This window comes from Zobellia laminariae (assembly GCF_030553095.1).
Classification (GTDB): Bacteria; Bacteroidota; Bacteroidia; order Flavobacteriales; family Flavobacteriaceae; genus Zobellia; species Zobellia laminariae.
In genome coordinates, this window is record NZ_CP130738.1 from 3,771,393 (window position 1) to 3,792,838 (window position 21,446).

General features: G+C 35.6%; 23 protein-coding genes and 2 pseudogenes. 6 read left to right on the forward strand and 19 right to left on the reverse strand.

The features are described from left to right. Positions 1-182: 182 nt before the first annotated feature. Complete coding sequence (locus tag Q5W13_RS18080; protein ID WP_304443956.1) at positions 183-587, forward strand: hypothetical protein; 405 nt, start codon at positions 183-185, stop codon at positions 585-587. Between the two features lie 57 nt (positions 588-644). On the opposite strand, the pseudogene Q5W13_RS18085 reads toward Q5W13_RS18080, so the two are convergent. Continuing rightward, positions 645-1,187, reverse strand: a pseudogene (locus tag Q5W13_RS18085) (DUF4269 domain-containing protein). Positions 1,188-1,305: 118 nt separating this feature from the next. Beyond that, positions 1,306-2,148: a helix-turn-helix domain-containing protein gene (locus tag Q5W13_RS18090; RefSeq protein WP_304443957.1), complete on the reverse strand. Its 843-nt coding sequence runs from the start codon at positions 2,146-2,148 to the stop codon at positions 1,306-1,308. Positions 2,149-2,376: 228 nt separating this feature from the next. On the opposite strand from Q5W13_RS18090, the gene hxlB reads away from it, so the two are divergent. Both hxlB and hxlA read left to right on the forward strand, forming a co-directional pair. After that, positions 2,377-2,856: a 6-phospho-3-hexuloisomerase gene (gene hxlB, locus Q5W13_RS18095; protein WP_304443958.1), complete on the forward strand. Its 480-nt coding sequence runs from the start codon at positions 2,377-2,379 to the stop codon at positions 2,854-2,856. Positions 2,857-3,012: 156 nt separating this feature from the next. After that, positions 3,013-3,642, forward strand: coding sequence for a 3-hexulose-6-phosphate synthase (gene hxlA / locus Q5W13_RS18100; protein ID WP_304443959.1), 630 nt, complete (start codon positions 3,013-3,015; stop codon positions 3,640-3,642). A gap of 228 nt (positions 3,643-3,870) precedes the next feature. On the opposite strand, the gene Q5W13_RS18105 is transcribed toward hxlA, so the two are convergent. The 4 genes from Q5W13_RS18105 to Q5W13_RS18120 all read right to left on the reverse strand — a co-directional run bounded on the left by Q5W13_RS18105 (position 3,871) and on the right by Q5W13_RS18120 (position 7,270). Next, the gene (locus Q5W13_RS18105) at positions 3,871-4,725 is read right to left on the reverse strand and encodes an alpha/beta fold hydrolase (protein WP_304443960.1); all 855 of its coding nucleotides are present in this window, start codon (positions 4,723-4,725) and stop codon (positions 3,871-3,873) included. 79 nt (positions 4,726-4,804) lie between these two features. Then, positions 4,805-4,984 (reverse strand): hypothetical protein, encoded by a 180-nt coding sequence (locus tag Q5W13_RS18110; protein WP_304443961.1) that lies wholly within the window; start codon positions 4,982-4,984, stop codon positions 4,805-4,807. 71 nt (positions 4,985-5,055) lie between these two features. Beyond that, positions 5,056-7,098: a M13 family metallopeptidase gene (locus tag Q5W13_RS18115; protein ID WP_304443962.1), complete on the reverse strand. Its 2,043-nt coding sequence runs from the start codon at positions 7,096-7,098 to the stop codon at positions 5,056-5,058. A gap of 10 nt (positions 7,099-7,108) precedes the next feature. After that, positions 7,109-7,270, reverse strand: a complete 162-nt coding sequence (locus Q5W13_RS18120; protein ID WP_304443963.1) for a hypothetical protein — start codon at positions 7,268-7,270, stop codon at positions 7,109-7,111. Between the two features lie 453 nt (positions 7,271-7,723). Between Q5W13_RS18120 and Q5W13_RS18125 the strand changes: the two genes are divergently transcribed. Further along, the gene (locus tag Q5W13_RS18125; protein WP_304443964.1) at positions 7,724-7,918 is read left to right on the forward strand and encodes a beta/alpha barrel domain-containing protein; all 195 of its coding nucleotides are present in this window, start codon (positions 7,724-7,726) and stop codon (positions 7,916-7,918) included. A 203-nt stretch (positions 7,919-8,121) separates the two neighbouring features. Here the strand turns inward: Q5W13_RS18125 and Q5W13_RS18130 are convergent, their stop codons facing one another. The 13 genes and pseudogenes from Q5W13_RS18130 to Q5W13_RS18190 all read right to left on the reverse strand — a co-directional run bounded on the left by Q5W13_RS18130 (position 8,122) and on the right by Q5W13_RS18190 (position 19,555). Continuing rightward, positions 8,122-9,033 (reverse strand): hypothetical protein, encoded by a 912-nt coding sequence (locus tag Q5W13_RS18130; RefSeq protein WP_304443965.1) that lies wholly within the window; start codon positions 9,031-9,033, stop codon positions 8,122-8,124. Then, on the reverse strand, positions 9,030-11,411 hold the full coding sequence (locus Q5W13_RS18135; RefSeq protein ID WP_304443966.1) for an ATP-binding protein: 2,382 nt from the start codon (positions 11,409-11,411) through the stop codon (positions 9,030-9,032). Before Q5W13_RS18135 ends, Q5W13_RS18130 begins: the two co-directional genes overlap by 4 nt. A 1-nt stretch (position 11,412) precedes the next feature. After that, the gene (locus tag Q5W13_RS18140) at positions 11,413-11,847 is read right to left on the reverse strand and encodes a DNA cytosine methyltransferase (protein ID WP_368662571.1); all 435 of its coding nucleotides are present in this window, start codon (positions 11,845-11,847) and stop codon (positions 11,413-11,415) included. Beyond that, the gene (locus tag Q5W13_RS18145) at positions 11,766-12,638 is read right to left on the reverse strand and encodes a DNA cytosine methyltransferase (protein ID WP_304443967.1); all 873 of its coding nucleotides are present in this window, start codon (positions 12,636-12,638) and stop codon (positions 11,766-11,768) included. The genes Q5W13_RS18140 and Q5W13_RS18145 overlap by 82 nt, the downstream gene beginning before the upstream one ends. Position 12,639: 1 nt before the next feature. Continuing rightward, the gene (locus Q5W13_RS18150) at positions 12,640-12,819 is read right to left on the reverse strand and encodes a helix-turn-helix transcriptional regulator (protein ID WP_304443968.1); all 180 of its coding nucleotides are present in this window, start codon (positions 12,817-12,819) and stop codon (positions 12,640-12,642) included. 370 nt (positions 12,820-13,189) lie between these two features. Beyond that, positions 13,190-13,858, reverse strand: coding sequence for an NrfD/PsrC family molybdoenzyme membrane anchor subunit (nrfD, locus tag Q5W13_RS18155; RefSeq protein WP_304443969.1), 669 nt, complete (start codon positions 13,856-13,858; stop codon positions 13,190-13,192). Further along, a complete protein-coding gene (nrfD, locus tag Q5W13_RS18160) occupies positions 13,843-14,418 on the reverse strand; it encodes an NrfD/PsrC family molybdoenzyme membrane anchor subunit (protein ID WP_304443970.1) in 576 nt (191 codons plus the stop codon). The genes nrfD (Q5W13_RS18155) and nrfD (Q5W13_RS18160) overlap by 16 nt, the downstream gene beginning before the upstream one ends. Before the next feature lie 85 nt (positions 14,419-14,503). After that, positions 14,504-15,631 (reverse strand): 4Fe-4S dicluster domain-containing protein, encoded by a 1,128-nt coding sequence (locus Q5W13_RS18165; RefSeq protein WP_304443971.1) that lies wholly within the window; start codon positions 15,629-15,631, stop codon positions 14,504-14,506. Between the two features lie 10 nt (positions 15,632-15,641). Continuing rightward, positions 15,642-16,271 carry a multiheme c-type cytochrome gene (locus tag Q5W13_RS18170; protein WP_304443972.1) on the reverse strand — a complete coding sequence of 210 codons (630 nt, stop codon included), beginning with the start codon at positions 16,269-16,271 and terminating at the stop codon, positions 15,642-15,644. After that, positions 16,261-16,983 carry a cytochrome C gene (locus Q5W13_RS18175; protein ID WP_304443973.1) on the reverse strand — a complete coding sequence of 241 codons (723 nt, stop codon included), beginning with the start codon at positions 16,981-16,983 and terminating at the stop codon, positions 16,261-16,263. Before Q5W13_RS18175 ends, Q5W13_RS18170 begins: the two co-directional genes overlap by 11 nt. Before the next feature lie 3 nt (positions 16,984-16,986). Continuing rightward, complete coding sequence (locus tag Q5W13_RS18180) at positions 16,987-17,703, reverse strand: molybdopterin dinucleotide binding domain-containing protein (protein ID WP_368662572.1); 717 nt, start codon at positions 17,701-17,703, stop codon at positions 16,987-16,989. After that, positions 17,704-19,310: pseudogene (locus Q5W13_RS18185) on the reverse strand (molybdopterin-dependent oxidoreductase); the annotation flags it as partial. 11 nt (positions 19,311-19,321) lie between these two features. Then, positions 19,322-19,555, reverse strand: a complete 234-nt coding sequence (locus Q5W13_RS18190) for a hypothetical protein (RefSeq protein ID WP_304443976.1) — start codon at positions 19,553-19,555, stop codon at positions 19,322-19,324. Between the two features lie 316 nt (positions 19,556-19,871). On the opposite strand from Q5W13_RS18190, the gene Q5W13_RS18195 reads away from it, so the two are divergent. Continuing rightward, positions 19,872-21,053 (forward strand): molybdopterin molybdotransferase MoeA, encoded by a 1,182-nt coding sequence (locus Q5W13_RS18195; protein ID WP_304443977.1) that lies wholly within the window; start codon positions 19,872-19,874, stop codon positions 21,051-21,053. A 10-nt stretch (positions 21,054-21,063) separates the two neighbouring features. Beyond that, positions 21,064-21,405 carry a winged helix-turn-helix domain-containing protein gene (locus Q5W13_RS18200; RefSeq protein WP_155596019.1) on the forward strand — a complete coding sequence of 114 codons (342 nt, stop codon included), beginning with the start codon at positions 21,064-21,066 and terminating at the stop codon, positions 21,403-21,405. Positions 21,406-21,446 lie beyond the last annotated feature (41 nt).

Below are 21,446 nucleotides of genomic sequence, written 5' to 3' on the forward strand. Positions count from 1 at the left end.
TTTTTAAATCCTTATTACGGTTAGAATATGGTTATATGAATCAATCAATATAGCTTGATTGTGTGTTTCTTAAACAGTTTTGGTTTCGGTCATTTTATCTATAGAGGAATAGCAAGATGATAAAACAAATAATTAGTATTATTTTTGAAGCATCAAAAAATCACCTTAATAATCTATAGTCTATGCCTTATCAAGATGTATTTGTTCAATTCTGGAATCAGGTAGAAGAAAGTGTTGAAGAAGGCAGCTTTGCCAAGTTAACTATGGCAAAGACTATTGGGAAGCCTAATCTGAAAAATATCTTTTTAAGACCGGTCTATTCTAAAAATGGTTTTAAGGTCTTATTAAAATTTCGTTATAGATCTAAGGATACCGAAGACAGGGAAGAAGAACTTACTTTGGATGAGGCTTTTGAAGTGTTGAAATCTCATCTTAAAAGTCATTTCTTTTCTGTTATATTATTCTCTACAAAAAAGGATGTTCTTTTTAAAGTCAACAGAAAAGGCGCGGGTAGTATTACCGAAACAGAACCTTCTTTTAGTATGGTTATTCAACCTAAGAGCGATACGGATACGGATATGGAATAGGGAGGTGTAAGTTAGATTCACCTTATGTTTTCTATTAAGCCAAAGATTATAATAGTTCTATTGAGAGCTATGTTTGTTATCCAGCTTTAATAATTCAACATACGGATTACCGGTTAGGCCCAGTAGTTTAGCAAAGGCAGGTTCTGTTTTTATCCCGCTGGATTTTAGCGTTATAATTTCTTCTTTAAACCCAGCCCCTCTTTCTAGTAAGATTCGGTTTTCAATAATCATATGACGATAAGCATTTTGCTTTTCGGTTGGTATGCTCTAACCGAAAACCTCAAATAGAAAACTATCTGATTTAAATTCTGCAATGGTACATACAGTTTCATTTTGCGTAGTTGCGTAAACTTTAAAACCTTGTTTATGCGAGAATTCTTGTTGCAAGAAAGAACTAAAAGATGAGTGGTCTGTGCAATAACAAATGATATCTAAATCGCTTTCAGGAAGGTCAATGCCTATTGGAATGGTTCCCGTTAAAATAGGATTATACTCTTTGAGTTTCTCTAGAATTTGAATTTTCTTAATTTCAGCATAGGCGAGTTTTTGTCTCTCGTTTCCAGACTTCAGATATTCAATATTTTTAAAATCCTCAATCAATTTATGCTCTTTGTATTTTTGTTAAACCTAAGCTATACTAGTATTGTAGCTTGGTTTTGATACGTATTCTTCAAAAGAAACCTTTCTTTACATGAATGAAATTCAGCTCAAAATTACGCTAACTATATAAAGTATTGTCGTGTGATATAACATGCTTTTTTACGTTAGCTTGAAATTCTTGAGGAGTCTGTTCCGCATGCAATTTAAAGAATCTGCTAAAGTAGGAGTGATCCTTAAAACCTAGATTATAGGCTATTTCTTTAATGGTATTCTCGCTATGTATAATTTGCCTTTTTGCTTCTAATATAAGACGGTCGTGAATAAGTTGCACGCCTGTTTTATCTAGTTTTTCTTTTAATATTTGATTTAATCGCTTTGCGCTAATGCCCAGTTTTCCGGCATAGAAATCGGCATTTCGCTCGTTTTGATAATTCATTTCAAGCAAAAGCATAAACTCGTAAACCCGCTTTTCGTTAATGTCCTGCAATGTAAAGTGCTGTTCTTTTAGTTGTATCAGCTTTAATAAAAACACCTTTAAAAGGGCTTTCATCATTATTAAATTAATAGTTTCTTGATTGTATTCTTCCTCCAAAAGCTGAAGAACGGAAACCAACCCTTTTGAGCTCTCTTCATTTACCTGCAGACAAGAAAATTCACCTTGAATATTGAACATTCTAAAAACATCCAATAAGAACTCTTTTAAATCTCCTTCCAAGAGTTCCTGTTTAAAGGAAATCAACACACCGTTTTTTCCGGCTTTGTTTAACTGGTGAACTCTGTATGGCGGAATTAAATAAATCCAATCTCCTTTTAAGGTTTGGAAATCATGCTGAGGAACGTGAAGGGCATCTTCATTTCGTAGCCATACAATTTCAAAGAAATCTCTTCGCGCCGGATCGTTTAAATAGGCAGGAGGGCAGTTGCCCAAATCTCTTATATATAAAACTTTATCACTGAGCATAATACCTGTTTTTTGATTGAATTCGTAACGTATTTTTTAATCGATATAATCGACTAGAAAACTACCCGTTTCCAAAATATACCACAAAAATAGCTAATAACACCATCTAAAAAGTCAGAATGGGCAGATTGTACCAGACATCTATCAGATTGTGTAACTCTACCGGAAGAAGCCTCTCTAATTTTGTATCAGGTTTTAATGACCCAAATATTTTAAGTCGATTTAGATATGGAAAATACACTCAAAAAAAAGGATACTGAACTAGTTAAGCGTGCCATGAACACCATTATGGAAGAACACCTGAAACTGGTAAAAGCTATCCAATATGAGGATATAGCCGCTTTAATTCCGGTAATAACAGAAGCCGAACATATTTTTATTATGGGAGCAGGACGTACCGGACTCATGATGAAGGCAGCAGCAATGCGATTCATGCATTTAGGATATAAAGTTCATGTAGTTGGCGAAACAACATCACCCGCCATACGAAAAGGAGATGTGCTAATTGCAGGCTCTGGTTCTGGAACCACTGGCGGAATTGTAGGAGCAGCGGAAACCGCAAAAATAGTAGGAGCAGGGGTAGTGTGCTTTACGACCAATATGGACTCTCCATTGGCATTATTGGCAAACCACAGCGTTAAGATACCTGCTGCACAAAAAGGAAAGAGACGAGGATGTTTCCAAGCAATACGCCGGCAGTCTTTTTGAGCAGTCGCTTTTATTGGTTATGGATGCACTTATTCAAGCGCTTTGGGAATTGGACGGAAGTCCGGCTTCGGATTTATGGAAGCGTCACGCCAATATGGAGTAGGTATTACAAAATGATAATAGGTAAATAATAGAGAACATTTTAAATATAAGATTATGGTAAAATTACAAGTAGCAATAGATTTATTAAAAATAGAAGACGCAATTGCATTAACAACTAAAGTAGCGCCTTACATAGATATTATAGAATTGGGAACACCACTTATTAAGAGTGAAGGTTTATCCGGAATTAGAAAGATGAAAGATGCTTTTCCTGATAAATTGGTTTTAGCCGATTTTAAAACTGCCGATGCCGGAGAATTAGAAGCTGATATGGCTTTTGGTGCCGGAGCAGATTATATTACCATTTTGGGAGCAACAGGAGATTCTACCATAGCAGGTGCAGTAAAGTCTGCAAAAGCGCACGGTAAAGGTGTTGTTGTAGATACCATTGGTGTTAAAGACAGAGTAAAACGTGCTCAAGAAGCTATTGCATTAGGAGCGGAATTTGTTGAGCTGCATGCAGGTTTGGATGAGCAAGCAGAAGAAGGATACTCAATTCAGGTTTTGATAGATGAAGCTAAGAGAGCTGGAGTTTCAGTTTCTATTGCCGGTGGTGTAAACCTAAACAGTATTACAGCAGTTAAAGAATCTGGTGTTACAGTAGCCGTTGCAGGAGCAGCTATCTACGGAGCAGAAGATCCAGCTAAAGCAGCTAAAGAATTAAAAGAGTTGTTGCTAGCATAAGTCGCTGTTATACAATAGCCGATTTATTATATTATACAAATTCCCGTAAAATTTTTTTACGGGAATTTGTTGTTTTGTTCAGTTGTCAGGATTTTGGTTGTTAATTAGTGCCTGATACTATCGGTTTTAGGCATTTCCGTTTTTTATTTCTCAATTGCGGTTGTGTTAATTAATTACAATCTACAAGCGAACGCCTGCTGAATGGATATGAGGTGTTCTCATTAGCGTTCAATTTTTCAGTATTTCATTGATGTATATGGAACGATATTTTTCTGGATATTCAATTTGTACTCCGTGTGTTCCATTTTCAAATAAAAACCATTTCTTAGATGGTGCAATAATCGAATCAAAATACACTTTTGCTACGGACGTTTCGGTAAAATGGTCGTTGTCTCCTTGTAATATGTAAACGGGCACTTTCAATTCGGGAATATCACGCATTAGATTCATATCAATTGCTGTAGATTCTAAAATCTTTGCTGCAGGATAGTAGGCTTCAGGACTATTAATCATATCAGTAAATTTCTCACTAAACGTCAAGCCATTATCTAAAAACATACTTTTAATAAAATTAAAATTGGTATCTAGTTTTATCGGTGCATACTTCATTACAATCTGTCGTTCTATTTCAAAGGCTTCAGTTACCGTATTTTCTGAATTTGAGACATATGGTGGTTTTCCAATTTGTTTTAATTGATTGATTGAAACGGTATCATTATGTTTTTGAGCTTCTGACATCGCAAATTCATAAGACAACTCTTCTGAAAGTGATAGATTCGCCATTAGACCACTACCAATATAGGCGTGATATAATTCAGGTTTTTTTTGAACCATATAAGCTGCTACCGCTGTTCCCCACGACAAACCTTCGATATAAATTTTATCTTTTTTAAGAGTTTTTTTTAAGTGATTTGATAGTTCTAAACCATCATCTACTATACGGTTTAAGGTAATGGACGAATCGGGTATACTGTCATTGTATGCAAGTCCAGAGCCTCTTTGGTCCCAATAACAGACTGTAAATAAATCTTCTAAATCGACACCTGTGAGTTTATAAATTACAGGTAAAATAGGTGCTCCCATGGTCCTCCGTGAACTATTAGTAGAACGGGATTATTCTTGTCTTTTCCTCTTATGGTAACTCTTTGGGGAGCACCATTAATTACACCATATCCTCATGGGTAGTAATACTATTGGGAAGCACATTACCCGTTTCATCTAAAAAAGGTTCTTCTTCTCCAGAACTATTGATTCGGATTACTAGTAAAACAACTAAAATAAAAGCAATAAATACTCCAATTAAAATCAAGAACCATTTTCCTATCTTCTTTAAGATTCTCATATTAGTATTTACTTCAATTTATATTTTCGCTATTTTTTATACCTGCTGTAAGTTGATGATTATTTAATACACTACCATATTTTTACTCGATTTTCTGGTGCTAAATACAAGGAATCACTTTTCTGAACATTAAAGGCTGTATAAAACTCTGGAATATTACTGACCACTCCGTTTACCCTAAAATTGGCTGGAGAATGAGGATCAGTGTTAATTTGCATTCGTAAGGCCTCATCTCTGATTTTATTTCTCCAAGATTGCGCATATCCGATAAATACACGTTGCTCTCCTGTGTAATTATCCATAACAGGCGACTCCTTACCATTCAAGGCAATTTTGTATGCTTTTAAGGCGATGCTTAAACCACCAAGATCTCCTATGTTCTCGCCTAGGGTAAACTCACCATTCACGTTTAGACCGGGTAAAGCTTCAAATGAATCATATTGAGATACTAAGGCTGAAGTTCGTTTTTTAAATTCTTCTCGGTCATTTTCTGTCCACCAGTTTCTCATTGCACCATCTCCATCAAAAGTACTTCCTTTATCATCAAAACCATGTCCTATTTCGTGGCCAATAACCGCTCCAATTGATCCATAATTTATGGCATCCTCAGCATTTAAATCGAAAAATGGAGGTTGTAAAATTGCAGCCGGAAATACAATCTCATTCAATGTTGGATTGTAATAAGCATTCACTGTTTGAGGTGTCATACCCCATTCGGTTTTATCAATCGGTTGGCCTAATTTAGCTAGTTCACGATTGTATTCCATCAAAGCAGCTCTTTGCAAATTACCAAAAAGGTCCTCTCTCTTAATATCTATATCATAAGATTTCCATTTATCTGGATACCCTATTTTGGGAGTAAATATGCTTAGCTTATCTAAGGCTTCTTTTTTGGTATCAGCACTCATCCAATCAAGTTCCTTAATACTTTGTTCATAGGCTTTTAAAAGATTTGACACTAATGTTTCCATTTTTTCTTTGGCCTCTGGTGGAAAGTGTTTTTTCACATAAATTTTACCGACTACTTCTCCTAAAGTGCCATTTACAGTTGAAACGCCACGTCTCCATAAAGGTCTTTGCTCTGGTGTACCACGTAATTCTTTACTATAGAAAACAAAATTTTGATCTGTAATTGGTTTACTTAAACGCGAGGCATAGGTGTTAAGGGCACTCCATTTTAAATAGATTTTCCAATCTTCAATGCTAGTGGATGTGATGATTTTGTCTAAAGCTTTTGTGTATTCCAGCATTAATACCCCAAGATTTTTTTCATCTTTTATACCAGCTTCTTCAAGGTAGCCTGTCCAATTAAAATTGGGCATAATGTTAGAAAGCGTATCCGTTGGAAACATATTATACAAACTAACTAGATCTCTAGTCTTTTCCTTTTCTAAGTGCTTTTCGGCAATTGCTGTTTCAATCGACATTATTTTTACAGCAGCTTTTTCAGCAGCTTGTAAACCTGCTAAATCAAACATTTTCTTAATATGTTCAACATATTTTGCTCTAATCTCTTTAGAACGATCATCATCTTTAAGGTAATATTCACGATCTGGTAATCCTAAACCTCCTTGATAAGTATATACAGTATAAATAGTCGGGTTTTTTAAATCTTGGTATACAAATAGAGTCAATGGTACGCTAATGCCATATTTATTGGCATAAGCAAAATAGGAGGCCAAATCATCATAATTTTTTATGGAATCAACTTTATCAAATTCAGGTTGCAAAGGAGAAACACCAAGTTGATTTCTTGTTTCAAGATCTATATATGACTTGTAAAGATCTTGTACTTTTTGTTCATCTGTACCTTTTTCCAATTCTCCGTCTGCTGATCCTTCTATAATTTTCTTTACATTATCTTCAGATTCTTCATGAAGTATGTATCCAATACCATAAGAAGATTTATCTGAAGGAATTTCAGTATCTTTCATCCAAGTACCATTAACAAAAGCAGTAAAATTATCATAAGGCTTCACAGAAGTATCCATATATTCCCCTAAAACTCCAGAGGTAAGTACTATCTCTTTTTCTTCTTTACTATCACTTTTGCAGCTTATGCTTACAAGCGCTACAAAAAGCGATAAAATTTTAATTGCAAATTTTGCTTTCATAGGATTAGTTTTAATAGTGGTTAGCGTTTAGTATATAAAGCGTAGCCTGTAGATAGTAGGCTATGATTTCATTTAGACTTATTTGCCCTAATATTTCCTTTTGTAATGCATTTATAGTATTCTCCTGAAACTTTACTAATTCCATAGAAGGTTCGAGTGCTACTAATGTCATTCTTAAACTATCGTTTTTAATTTTCTTAGTTCTCTGGGATTCACAATTTCTCCAATAGCGTATCTAAAATATTTTTCAGTTTTTCCTTCTGAAAGTAAGTTTTGTCTAATTTTCTAAAGAATTTTATCATTGGTTACTAGTTGGTTATATTGAAAACAACAATTGGCTATATCTACTCGTACGATTATTTCGTAATAGCAATGCATATCGTAACTACTACGTATAGCTGTTTTGTTACCAAAATGTAGGGGGAGTGTGCACCATGAGTGCTACTGCAATATAAAACTTTTTTTTGAAAATCTACCGGTACTTGTAATTGACTTGTGTGTTATTTTTTTATGTAAAAGCTATCTATATCTATTTGATTTTGAATAGCACCCCAACACTTCGGAATATAAATATGGCAGACTTTGAAGATATGAGCAAGCAGAAGAAGGATACTCAATTTAGGTTTTGATAGATGAAGCTAAGAGAGTTGGAGTTTCAGTTTCTATTGCCGGTGGTGTAAACCTAAGTAGTATTACAGCGGTTAAAGAATCTGGTGTTACAGTAGCCGTTGCAGGAGCAGCTATTTACGGAGCAGAAGACCCAGCTAAAGCAGCTAAGGAATTAAAAGAGCTGTTGCTAGCACAAGTAGCTATTAAATGATAGCCGCTTTATTATTTTATTCAAATTCCTGTAAAATGTTTTTTATGGGAATTTGTTGTTTTTGTTAAGCCCGTAGCTCTTATTGTTCGTGGGTTGTTTGTTGCATAGTGCTTTCCGCAAACTTGCTAGCGTTGGCAAAGACATACTCTTTTGCAATTTTTGGCTTTAGTGTTGGCTGGTGCGAATTGCAAATGTGTATGGCTTTAAGCGTTGGGCTTTATTTTGTTTTCGATGTTGGATATATTTAGAATATGTTTATTAATATTTTTCCTAATATCACGACAAAGGTCTCTATCAAAATAAACTTCTTCACCTTTTACTTTGAAATACTCTTTACCATTATCATCTTTTATTAATTCAGCGTGAGCGAATTGATTTCTAATGAGTATTATTTCATTTGTATATTCTTCTGAAAAATTTTCCTCTTTAAGAATATTTAGAATTTCACCTAACGCAAATATTTTCTGCGAAGAATTGAATAATATATTGTCTCTTAGTATGTCTTTAGCTTTTCTTGCTTTAGCCTTATTGAATTTTTCACTTGCATTTGCAAGTATATTGTCAAAAATGCTTTCTAATACTGGAAGTATGGATTCTGATAATTCTGGATTTTTAAGTTGAGATTTTACAATGTTTTCCATTTTTAAATCTAAAGAACTTGTTTCTTGCATTATCATTCCTCTCATCGTTACAATCTGCTGAAATTTAGAAATAGTCAAATTAATTAATTCTATAATTGAGCTACCTAACTCTCTGTAAGCATTGGCTTCATCCATTTGATGGAATGTAATCCTACTATTATTTATGAGCTCTGTACTTGATAGCTCACTATTTGCAGAATAGAAAAATATCTCAGTTAAAATGTGTTTTTCGTCCCTTACATAATCAATCACTTCGCTACCGTGACTTTCATTTAAGTTTAAATCCGTAATGATTAAATCAAAGGTTTCATTTTCCTCGTATTTTTTCTTGAATTCATCAAAATCTTCTGCGGTTTCAATAGACACATTAAAAAATTCATCTTCTAAATGTTTATTAACGCTCTCTTTTAGAGAAAGAAAGGGTTTTGTGTCAATTTTATCTTCTACCCATATAATTTTATAGTCTAGTTTCATAGCGGTATTTTGATTAAGAATTCAGCTCCACTAGAATTGGGTAAGAATTCAATTTTTGATTTATATTTTTCTAATATGTCTCTAACGTGATAAAGCCCAATTCCAGAGCCATCTGTATTGCTGTATCTAAAATTGAAGATATTTTCTTTTACTTCGTCAGGAATACCGCTACCATTATCTTTAAAATAAAGCAATAAATGTGTTTTATCTTTTTTCCAGTCTAACGAAACTTTAGTTGCTTTTGCTTTCCTTGAATTAGAAAATAGATTGTCTAAAATTACTGTGATTTCAAAGGGACGAAATTTCATTTCTCTCTTGAAATTAGGTTTCGTTATTGATATTTTAATAGGACGTTTTTTATGAATAAAGGAATCGGCAGGGATATAAATATTGTTCACGTAATCATTAATGAACGAAACAATATCTTTAGTTATTTTTTCAGCTTGAGTGTTAAACCCTGCTTTTGTTACGAACCTCGATGCACTAACTATTCTCTGTACTTCTAGGCTTATATCCTTTATGTCGTCAATCAATTCATCTTTTGGTTGTTCATTATTAATAGCATCTATTAAAGAATCTAAACTCCAAGTAATATTTCCTGCTGTATGTATTATTTGGTGTTGGAGAGCCAATAAATCCTTTTTTTCACGTCCAATTTGAGTTGTGTCGAAAAGTTTTTCTGCAATTTCTTTCTGTAATTCTGTTTCTAATTGCTTGCTTAAATTTCTTTGTTCGTCTGCATCTTTTTCTGCTTCTTCTTTACTTTTTCTTAAATCTGCAATCTTTTTTTCTGCATCTTTTAGGGACTTTTTAACTTCATTTTTATCATAATTCCCTTTATCAATTTTGTCCGAAACTCCTTTAAGAACTCCTTGTGCAGAATTTTCTCCTTTCTTATCTAAAACTTTTAAGATATTAGGAGCTAGAACGAAATTAAGTACCGATTTAGAACTTGTAAGCGAACCAACCAAATTACTTAAGTTTTCGTTTACATTGAATTCCTTAGTTATTAATTCGCCTTGATTATTCCTACTTTCTTTAATGTAAATTTGGTCAAAGTTTATGTAATCTTCTTTGGATAGAAAATTTCCCCAATCTGTAATTTCAATAGTAAATTTTTCTAATTTTTTTAAAGTTTCATAGAATTGAGTTTCAAGATTAGCGTATGTCGATGTCCTTATTAGCCCATTTCCACGACTTGAAGTCTCCCTTAAATTATCATTTGTTCCAGTTATTGAAATATATCCTATAACTTCTCTTGTTCCTAGATACCTAGTTCTACCTTGAGCCTTTCTATTGTCCATTCCAAAAGGGTCTTCTCCTCTTTCTCCATATGGATAGATTCTTAATCCATTTTTGTAAACGAAAATATGACCATATTCTACAGGTTGAACACCCATCCTTCTTGTGAAAGTTGATTTTGCAGATTGGTTGAGAAAATAGATTGAGTAATGAATGTCTTTGAAATTAGAAAATGGATTTTCTTCTTCAATTTTATATACTAATTCTCCACCTTCAAATAAGGTAGTAATGATAACATCATCTTGTATATCAGATTCAATGTAGCTAGTTTTTAGCTGTAATGTTTCGAAAATAGGATTACGGATTTCGCCATTTATAATCTTGAAATAATCTATTTCTGATTTATCAAGTTTGCCATCGTCAAATCGAGTTTTATTTTTTTCTTTTTGTTTTTTATCACCTTTTATTTCATCCTCAACTGAAAGAAAAATTTTAAATGAATCTTTATCTTGAATGTTAGAAGGGTTAATTAATCGAGCTAGTGATGCTTTAAGTTCTTGAAACTTGTCTCTATCCCATTCGCTATGAAGATTTGAAATTTCTAAAACAGTTCCTTGATTAACCCCATAAGAGCTCTCTTTCAATGTTTCGTGTAAAACACTAACATTTACAAACTCATTGTTGCTATCTTCTTCAAATTTATTCCAATCAGTTACAAGTGCTTCAACTTTAGATTTTTCTTCATCTTTAATTGTTTCAAGATATAGTTCACTTCCAAGTCTATCGCAAGAAAACCTTCCAATACCTTTTGCACCTGCATAAGCTCTTTTGACTTTGATTTTATCTCTAAAGTTCTTGTAACTATCTTCTTCGTCTCCTTCTTTTTTCGAGGAACGAGCAACAAAAAGCCATTTATCAAGTAAGTCTTGATAGCCCATTCCCTTACCATTGTCTTTAATTATGATTTTTCCTTTTTCAGTATAAATGTCTTCGAAAATCACATCCACTCTTGTTGCGTGCGCATCATAAGAGTTTTTGACTAATTCAAAAACAGCAATAAAATCGTCAGTAATTAAGTCTCTACCAATAATGTTTTTTAATGCAGAACTAATTTTAAATTGAAGAGGTTTCTGCATATTAAATAAGATTATTTAATGTTATTCCAGCCTGTTCACCAAATAATGGCGGTATTGCATTTCCAATTTGTGAATATCTAGGAACTTCTTGAGTTCTTCTTTTTCCACCAGTAGTATATTTACCTTTAAATTCATACCAATCATTAAAAGACTGTATTCGAGCATATTCACGTACTGTAAAAATTCTAGGCTCACAATAATGCACATAATCATCTGGCAAGGTCGTAATCGTTGGAGTAGGAGTCGTTCCAGACAAAGGAATAATGGTTCTTTTTTTTAAATTAAACCTTTCTTTTATTTCGTCTGAAAGCGTTTTGTTTTTATCTGCATTTTCAAGAATATACTTGAATTTTTCTACTGTAGAGGGACTGTGTTTTGCAAATCTGTGACTATCAGGAATTTTTGTGAGTAATTTCCTTTTAATAGCTTTTGATATTTAGATTTTGTTTTATTATAAAAACCTGTTTTAAATGATGGTGTATCAGGTGATGTCGTTTCGTTAATTCTTAACAAATCAGATATTGCATCTTCCAAACTATTTGTTAGGCCAATCCCTTTATTTACTAGGAATTTTTCTCTTTCGCTTCTTATTGAATCAAAAAAGTCTGTCGGTTTTGTGTTGTTAGCAATATCTTTTCTAATTCCGACTAAAATGAAACGAGTTCTTTTTTGCGGAACACCATATTCCGAAAAATCAACAAGACGACCTTCTACTTTATATCCTAAATATTTTTCGTCCTTTGGAGTATATTCTAATGCTTTTTTCACATATTCCGAATACACTTTTCCTTTAATTTTATTTTTATCAAATTTTTGAGTAAAACCTTTTACATTTTCAAAAAAGATAACTTTTGGTTGTACCTGACGAATAAAATTTATGTAAGATTTGATTAATTTATTTCGTAAATCATTTTCATTTCTTTTTCCAGCAGTAGAAAAACCTTGACAAGGTGGTCCACCAGCGACCATATCAATTTTACCTCTTAATGATTTGAGTTCATTAGGATAGTCCTTGATTATTGTATTAATATCGTGGTTGGATTTCGGTAACCAATTTGGCCAATCGAAATGGTTATTATTTTCAATTAAATTATGGTTGAAAGTTTCAAATGCATCTGGGCTTTTTTCAATAGCGAATAGCCCTTTCCATAAGCCAGAATTATAAAGTCCGAGTGAAAGGCCACCACAACCTGCAAATAGGTCTATATATGTTTTCTTTTCGCTCATATTAATTCTCAGAATTATTGGTTGAATAAAGTAAATCTCTGATGTCTATTTCTAAAGCATTTGCAACTCTAAGCAAGTTCTCTAAAGATGGTTGTCGTGCATTTGTACACCATTGAGAAACAGTAGATTCATCTTTACCTATTTGTTCTGCTAACCATTTGTTCTTTCTCTGTTTCGGCAAGAGCAACTTTAATCCTGTTGATTTCCACTTTAGCCAATTTATTTGTGTTTAACACAAATATATTAACTTATTTGAAATAAAATTAACCTTAACGATGCTTCTTTCTGGATGGTGGTAGGGAAGTTATAGCTCTTTTTAGTTTGTTAGACACGAGCGCAATGAAATGTACTTGCACGTGTGGCTGACTTTTTTAAGATTGTTTACAACGCACAACATATTAAAATGTATACAGGTAAACATATCTATTTTAAATTCACCACTAATCTAAACCAATTTAAATTATTTAAAAAGTATATAAACCATCACAGGTTCCATTACTATACTACTAGTAATGGAACCTGTACCTATATTTTAGAAAGGGTTGTGAGGCTTAAGCCTTTTTATGTTTATACCGTAGCTCTCCCAACTCAATACCAATAGCTGTTTTGGCAAGAATGGTAAATACAAAGGCGCCCATAGCCCAAATACCAATGGTTACGCCTATTTCTACGCCAGTGGGGAGGTATTCTACTATTTTACCGTAAGGTCCAGGAATGAAGCCCGGAACGATTAAGCCAAACCCCTTTTCTATCCATATAGCTATAAATAGCATAAAGCAGCAGACGTACAATACTTTCAGGTTATTTCTAAACTTATTGAACGTGAGTATCACTGTTGCAAGAACGTTTAGAGGTATAGCAGTCCAGATCCACGGTAATAGTGCATTTTTACCATGTAGGCCAAAGAAAAGGTAATACGCACTTTCACTGTGGTGTGTAGGGGCATAAAATTCCTTGAATAATTCCGAGACCAGCATGATTAAATTTATCTGAGCAGCTACCGTTACAATCATGGCTATTTTTTTGATTGTTTTATCTTCTATCTTAAATGCTGTAAAAGAACGTATGACGGCTAAAACCAAAATAATAAGTGAAGGTCCCGCAGCAAATGCCGATGCCAAGAACCGAGGCCCTAACAATGCATTGTTCCAAAAAGGCCGTGCTTGCAGACCTTGGTATAAAAAGGCAGTCACCAAGTGAATACCTACGGCCCAAAACACAGATATAATAGCGCCTTAAGCACATAGACGCTTTTCTTAGCTTCTTTATTCTGATAGTGCTTAAAAAGGATATAAAACGGAATACTAATATTTATAAAAAGGTATCCGTTTAATACAATAACATCCCAAGTTAACATGGAGTTCGGGAAGTTAAAAACACCTATTCCGGGAATCATATGCCACAACACGGATGGTCCGCCCATATCGGCAACTACAAAGGCCAAACACATTATTAAAGCCGCTACGGCCAGTCCTTCTCCAATTAATACGGCCTGCTTAAAATCAATATCTTTTAGAACGTAGGTTGGCATGACGAGCATAACGGCAGCAGCGGCAACTCCGACTAAAAAAGTAAAGTTAGAAATGTACAGTCCCCAGCTAACACGATCGGACATTCCCGTAGCGCTAAGCCCTTCTTCTAATTGAATGGAATAACAATACATGCCAATTAGCATCACAAGGGTAAGAAACCCCATCCAAAGATGATACGTTTTAGACCCCTTGGTTATGGTATCTAAACTATCGACCACCAAACTTTTAAATACTTTAAATGCTCCCATTGTATATTGTTTTAAATCTGCTGGCTAAGAATTTCTGGTATTCTTAGCGTTACGATTCAGTGCTTTCTTTTCTACTATGTATTTCTTAGTCCATGAAGTACCAGAACTTGGGTTCTGTGCCTAAATCTTCTTTTAACCTAAATACTTTTTTATTTTCTAATACCCAACGTATGGTGCTATTGGGATCTAATAGATTACCGAAAATTCTAGCTCCGGTAGGACATGCTTCTACACAGGCCGGGTTTTTTCCCTTACGCGTACGTTGCACACAGAAAGTACATTTTTCCATGACGCCTTTTTTACGCATTCTGTTCCCTAAGTAATGTTGATTTTTGTTTACTTCTGGTTCAGGAACTTCAGGTTTACTCCAGTTAAAACGTCTTCCATCGTAAGGGCAAGCGGCCATACAATAACGGCAGCCAACGCACCAGTCATAATCTATAACCACAAGTCCGTCTTCCTCTTTCCAGGTAGCTTGAACCGGGCAAACCTCAACACAAGGAGGGTTGTCACAATGAAAACATTGTGTTCCCATATAGAAATGACCTTCCGCAGGTACCTCGTGGTAATAATTGTCATCCGCTTTATCGAATTTAAAACCTTCGCCATCTTTCATTTCATGAATACGGATGTATTGCATTTCGGAATTACGGTCTTGATTGTTTTCCTCAACACAAGCGCTAACACAATTCATATACCCTTGACATTTGGATATATTAAAGGCATAGCCAAAGAGCACATCTTCTGCTGCATTTTCTGCAGTCATGTTTATTTTCTTATCCGTTCTTAATTCATATGAACGCATAAGTCTATTTATAGTGCCCTGCTTCTCCTCATCGGTCATTAGTTTATAGTTGCCTTTAAACTGCTCTTCCCAATCTATCTGAGCTTTTTCTTTGGTATCACTTCCGGTGGTTACACTACATGAAGTAGTTACTGCACCAGCACCAATTACAAGACTAGCCGTTAGCTTTTTAAAGGCACTTCGTCTATCCATCTTTACATCAAAAACCTGCTCAAAACCATCGCGGTGGCGTTCTTCACCAATAGATGCATTAATGGCAGCCTCGTAAAATTCATCGGCGCTAAGTTCTTCTTCTTTAGGGCTGCTATTACAGCTTCCCTCGGATTTACCGCAACCACAAGAACCCGAAGATTCTTTTTTATTGTTTAGACCTAGGTCTAGAGAATACCATTTTTTATTATCGCTCATACCTTTATTTTTAATGACCTAAACCTTCGTTACGTTCTATAGCCGTTTTTGTGTTGAATTGTACGGGCCATCTTTTTTCAAAACTGGGACTGTGTGGATTATGACAATTCACACAGGTGTTGGATGCTCGTGGAGGAGCCCATCCTGCTACTTTTTTACCGTGGGCACCACCTTTCCAATCTTCAAATTGACTAGAGTGGCATTGCGAACATAGTTTGTAGCTTAAATTGAAATCTATATTTTTCCCCGTTAATGTATTCAGCTGATTCATGTCCTCTCCGTTGTGACAGGTAGCACAGTTCATAGCATCACTATTGGCATGATTCACTTTAATATCCCAGTGCGCTTTTGGTGCATCTTTACCCATCATCTGCGAGACAGGTTTGCTGTGGCACTCTATACAGGCAAATGATTTTATTTGTCCTTTTCGTTCTGGAATCAAGAATGTATGTTCCCCTTCGGTAATTTCAATTAGCTCCGTATCCGCTAATAATTGTTCGGAGGTTAACGCACCATGATATGGTTTACTTTCCCCTTCTATCTTATCGGATATGGAATGGTATTCCCCTTCCTCTTTACAAGAGAATAAGGATACCCCTAGAAGTAATACTACGGAATATATTAGCGTTCTATTTTTCATTTAGTTTATCGAATTGTCTTAGAAATGTATTCGTATCAACAGTTGGTTGCTCACTATGTTTTGGTAAATGGCATTGTCTGCAATTAATACGGTCCGGATGCGAAACTCTAATCTCTTTAGGCGCACTTGGTCCTCCGTGACAAGAAATACAACTTTCTCTCATTTGTAATTGATGTGGTATCATTGGTGGGCTTCCTACCAACGCATTATTTGCACCTTCGCCTACTTTTGGTGGTTCCGGTTTTGCAAATCCGTTTTCCTTAAAGTCGCTAGTGGTGTTTTTAGTAACGTGGCACTGTCTGCAGTTCACCATTTCTGGATGTGGCGTAACAGGGGCGTAGGCATTGAACTTTGCTACAAAGCCACCGTTTTGGTGACATTGTATACAGGTATTACCTCCAAAGCTGCGCTCTTTTGCTACAGGATGGGGAATACTTGGTGGAGCACCCGGATAGGCTCGGTTATCATAATACGTATCTAGTGTACGTTGGTGGTTTTCATCTACAGGCATATTTAGATAATCCAAACCTGCACTTTCATCATCAAATCGTCTAAAAGCACCACTTTCCGATGGAATAAAGTTTCCGGTGGGCGTTTCAATAACAGGTGTATAGGCTTCTTCCAAACCCTGTTCGTAGCTATAGTTCCAAACAACGATAAACGCTATGAAGATCACCACAAAAAACGATATGATTCCAAGTCTCTTTTTCATAATCTATGCTCTTTCAACTTTAACCGCACATTTTTTATAATCTGGTTCTTTAGAAATAGGGCAGAAGGAGTCTAAGGTTACATCATTGATTAGCATACTTTCATCAAAGAAAGGAACAAATACTTGCCCTTTTGTGGGTAAACCTCTTTCATTGATGGATGCCGGTAATGTACAAGAACCTCGGCGGGAGGTTACTTTAATATTTTCTCCGTTTCTAATTCCTAAAGACTTTGCATCATCTGGATGAAACTCTACATACCCATTTGGCATAGCTTGATGTAGTACTGGAATTCTACGCGTCATAGACCCTGTATGCCAATGTTCTACAACACGACCTGTGTTTAGCCAGAATGGATATTCTTGGTCTGGTTTCTCTGGGGCATCTTCAAAAGGACGTTGCCATATGACCGCTCTACCATCTGGTTTTCCGTAAAAATGAAAGTCCTCATCATTGGAACAGGCAGGGTCATATTTGGCATTGTATCGCCATTGTGTAGACTTGCCATCTACGTAAGGCCAGATAGCTCCAGACTCTTTCTTTAAGACTTCTAGTGGTGCCATACCGTGTTTTGCACCTTCGTGAAATTGTCTGTATTCGTTATATATTTCTTCTACGTGATTTTCTTTGCTGTAAGGGAATAGGTCTTCAAACCCCATTCGCCTTGCTACTTCAATAAACATCCAAGTATCTGCTGTTGCCTCTCCAGGCGCATCAACCATTTTTTGCCAATACTGTGTTCTTCGCTCAGAATTACCATAAAGTCCACCTTTCTCAATATGCCAAGCAGCAGGAAGAATAACATCTGCTACATCTGTAGTAGGTGTAATACATCCGAAACCACAACAAAACAAGATTTCTTTTCCATTGCTGGACGGTAACGACTGGTCTTAGGTAATGAAACTAAAGGATTGGTAGCTTGTACCCATATAAAATTAATATCTCCGCGATCTACAGCTCGGAACATTTCAGTGGCATGATAGGTAGGCTTAGATGGTATACGGTCCACAGGAACCTTCCATATTTTAGCGGCCATTTCTCTATCTTCCTTTTTCATTACTACACCGTGTGGTAGTTTGTGTGTAAAAGTTCCTACCTCACGAGCGGTACCACAAGCAGAAGGCTGCCCTGTTAATGAAAAAGGACCGTTGCCCGGTTGCGATATTTTACCGGTAAGTAAATGAATATTGTAAACAAGATTGTTTATCCATGTTCCTCTAGTGTGTTGGTTCATTCCCATACACCAATAAGACACTACTTTTTTATTAGGGTCTCCGTAAATTGCCGCTAGGTATTTAATATCCTTAACGGAAACCTTAGAATACTTAGCCACTTTTTCTGGACTGTAATCTTCTAGGAATACTTTATACGCCTCAAAATCTATTTTCTCTGGCTTATCCGTAAACTTAAACTTGTCTTCTAGACCATAGCCAATATTGGTAAGGCCTTTACTAAAGCTACAATGTTTTTCAACAAAGGATTTATTTACCCATCCGTTCTGTATGATCTCATAACAAATAGCATTTGCTACCGCTAAATCCGTTTGAGGTTCAAATAAGATTGATTTATCAGAAGCTGTACTTGAACGTGTAGTTCGTGTGGCAAAATCTATGATTTTAGCACCACGTTTTGCTTTTTGCTCTAACATTCTAGAGAATAGAACCGGGTGCATTTCTGCCATATTGTTTCCCCAAGTAACAAAGTAATCTGCGTGATCAATATCCTCGTAACAACCCATGGGCTCATCCGCACCAAAAGAGGTTAAGAATCCTGTTACGGCACTTGCCATACAAAGGCGTGCATTACAATCTAGGTTATTGGTACCTATAGCTCCTTTCATTAATTTAGAAGCAATATAGCCTTCTGGTATTGTAGACTGTCCTGAGGTATACATGGCCACAGAATCCTTACCGTTCTGGGCAATGCTTTCTTTCATTTTAGAAGCAACAAGGTCTAAAGCTTCACTTAATGGGGTTTCTACGTATTTACCGTTTTTCTTTACTAAGGCAGTTTTAAGTCTGTCTTTAGATTGGATACACATAATCTGGTGGTATCCTTTTACACATAACAATCCTTTATTCACCGCCGAGTTTGGATCCCCTTTTACGGCAACAGCTTTGCCATTTTCAGTACCTACAAGTATACCACAACCTACGCCGCAGAATCTACACGGACCTTTTTTCCAATCTAGGTTCGCATTTTCAGGAATTCCTTTTTCTTGCTCGCTGGCAAATACAATACCGGGAAACATAGACGCAGCTGCCGTAATTGCAGACAACATGGCCATCTTTTTTATAAAACTCCTTCTATTTGTTACAGAATCGTACATAGCTATATAAATTATTGAGGGGTGTTAAAACCAGAAACTAAGGCCAGTAATTTTAGACTGCTCAGGGCTTCAATTTTTTCTTTTAGAATTTCGTCTTCTTTTTCGGTTTGGGTATCGGTAACCAATGCCAAAATGTTTTGGTTCTCGGCAGGAATAACTTCGCATTTACCAAGACTGATTAATGCGGTCATTAATTCTTCTTTTCTTCCTGTAATAGGGTGAGCTAGGTAGCTTTTAATAGGCATTCAGGGTCGGTTATATGTATTTGAAAATAGGAGTTTTCATTAACAGTTGTTTAACAATTTAGCAAAAATAGGTGAGTATTGTTCTTGAGAAGATGATAAATGTCATAGAATGAATAATAAAGCTATCGTTATATTTGAACGGAAATAACGATTTCGTATATTCATCCCCTGTTAGGGAGTAGTATGTTTCTTCGAAAAGGAGCTAATAAGTATGATTATTAAAACAATACGAGGGGATTATGATGGATGCTGTATGTGAAAACACCTTTTTGCAAATTCCCGACACTAGTTTAAAAACTAACATAACGCGCAGATAATGATAGATACTACTACAGCGTTAGAATTGGTTTTGTTACATGGTTCTATGAGCACAAAAGTGCTTGAGGTTGACCTTAAAGACGGACTAGATTATGTGCTGGCCAAAGATGTAATTTCAGAAATAGATATGCCACCATTTAGGCAGTCCGCTATGGATGGTTATGCATTACATATAGGAGACGATGCTACTTATACCATGGTAGGGGAAGTAAAAGCAGGTGACAATAACAACCCCACTTTACAGAAAGGCGAAGCTGTACGAATTTTTACAGGAGCGCCGGTGCCGGTTACAGCAAACACAGTTGTGATGCAAGAAAAAGTAACCGTAGATGGGAGTAGAATTACTATAGAAGAATCTCTAAAAGAGAATACAAATATCAGACCCCAAGGGGAGCAAATAAAAGTAGGCGGTGTTGCCATAAATAAAGGGACAACAATTAAAGGAGTTCATATAGGATTTCTGGCCAGTTTGGGGGTTACGAAAATTACGGTCTGTGAAAAACCGTCAATAGCTATTGTAGTAACGGGTAACGAACTTATAAGTCCAGGAGGTACATTGTCTTATGGGGAGATATACGAATCTAATGGCGCTATGCTAACTGCTGTGCTAAAAGAACTGGGTTACAAGAACACTTTTGTTGTTACAATTAAAGATGACTACGATAAAACAAAAAAAGTATTAAAAGAGACCCTTGGGAAACATGATGTAGTTATTGTTACAGGCGGAGTATCTGTAGGGGATTATGATTTTGTTGGAAAAGCATTTAATGTCATTGGCGTACAAGAGATTTTCTATAAGGTGAAGCAAAAACCAGGGAAACCTTTGTTTTTTGGAAAGAAGGAAGGAACATCAATATTTGGACTTCCCGGAAACCCTGCCGCTGCGCTTAGTTGTTTTTACATCTATGTGTATCCCCTTTTAAAGAAGTATGAAGGAGCGGAGCATATGAACCTTCTAACTATTTCTTTGCCTTTGTTATCTAATTATACGGTAAAAGGAACTCAAGCACAATTTCTAAAAGCACGGATAGAAGGTGCAGGAGTGACTATTTTAGGAGGACAGAGTTCTGCTATGGTGCGGGCTTTTGGAGATGCCAATGCACTGGTCTGTTTGCCTAGAAACTCAGCGGAAATTAAAAAAGGCCAAAACGTAAAAACCATATTGCTACCCACTAAATAGACTATGTATTATGAGCGATTATAAAATTAAAAGTAGGATCTGGATAGAAGTAGGGGATAACGTTCTGGTAGGTGAGGGTAGAGTGAAGTTGCTAAAAGAAATTGAAGCACAAGGCTCATTGTCAAAAGCAGCAAAGTCTATTGGAATGTCATATAAGAAAGCATGGACGTTAATAGATGCCGTTAATAAATCTGCCAAGGAAGCAGTAGTGACTACATCTGTTGGCGGTCAAAAAGGAGGAGGAACGGTTATTACACCTTATGGGAAAAATTTAATAGCAGCTTTTGAGCGAATTAATAAAAAGTGTTGGGAGTTTCTGGACGAAGAGTTTGAAACCCTAAACGGAATATAAGAAAAACGAATCAAGGTTTACCGCTAAGGCAAAATGTCAAT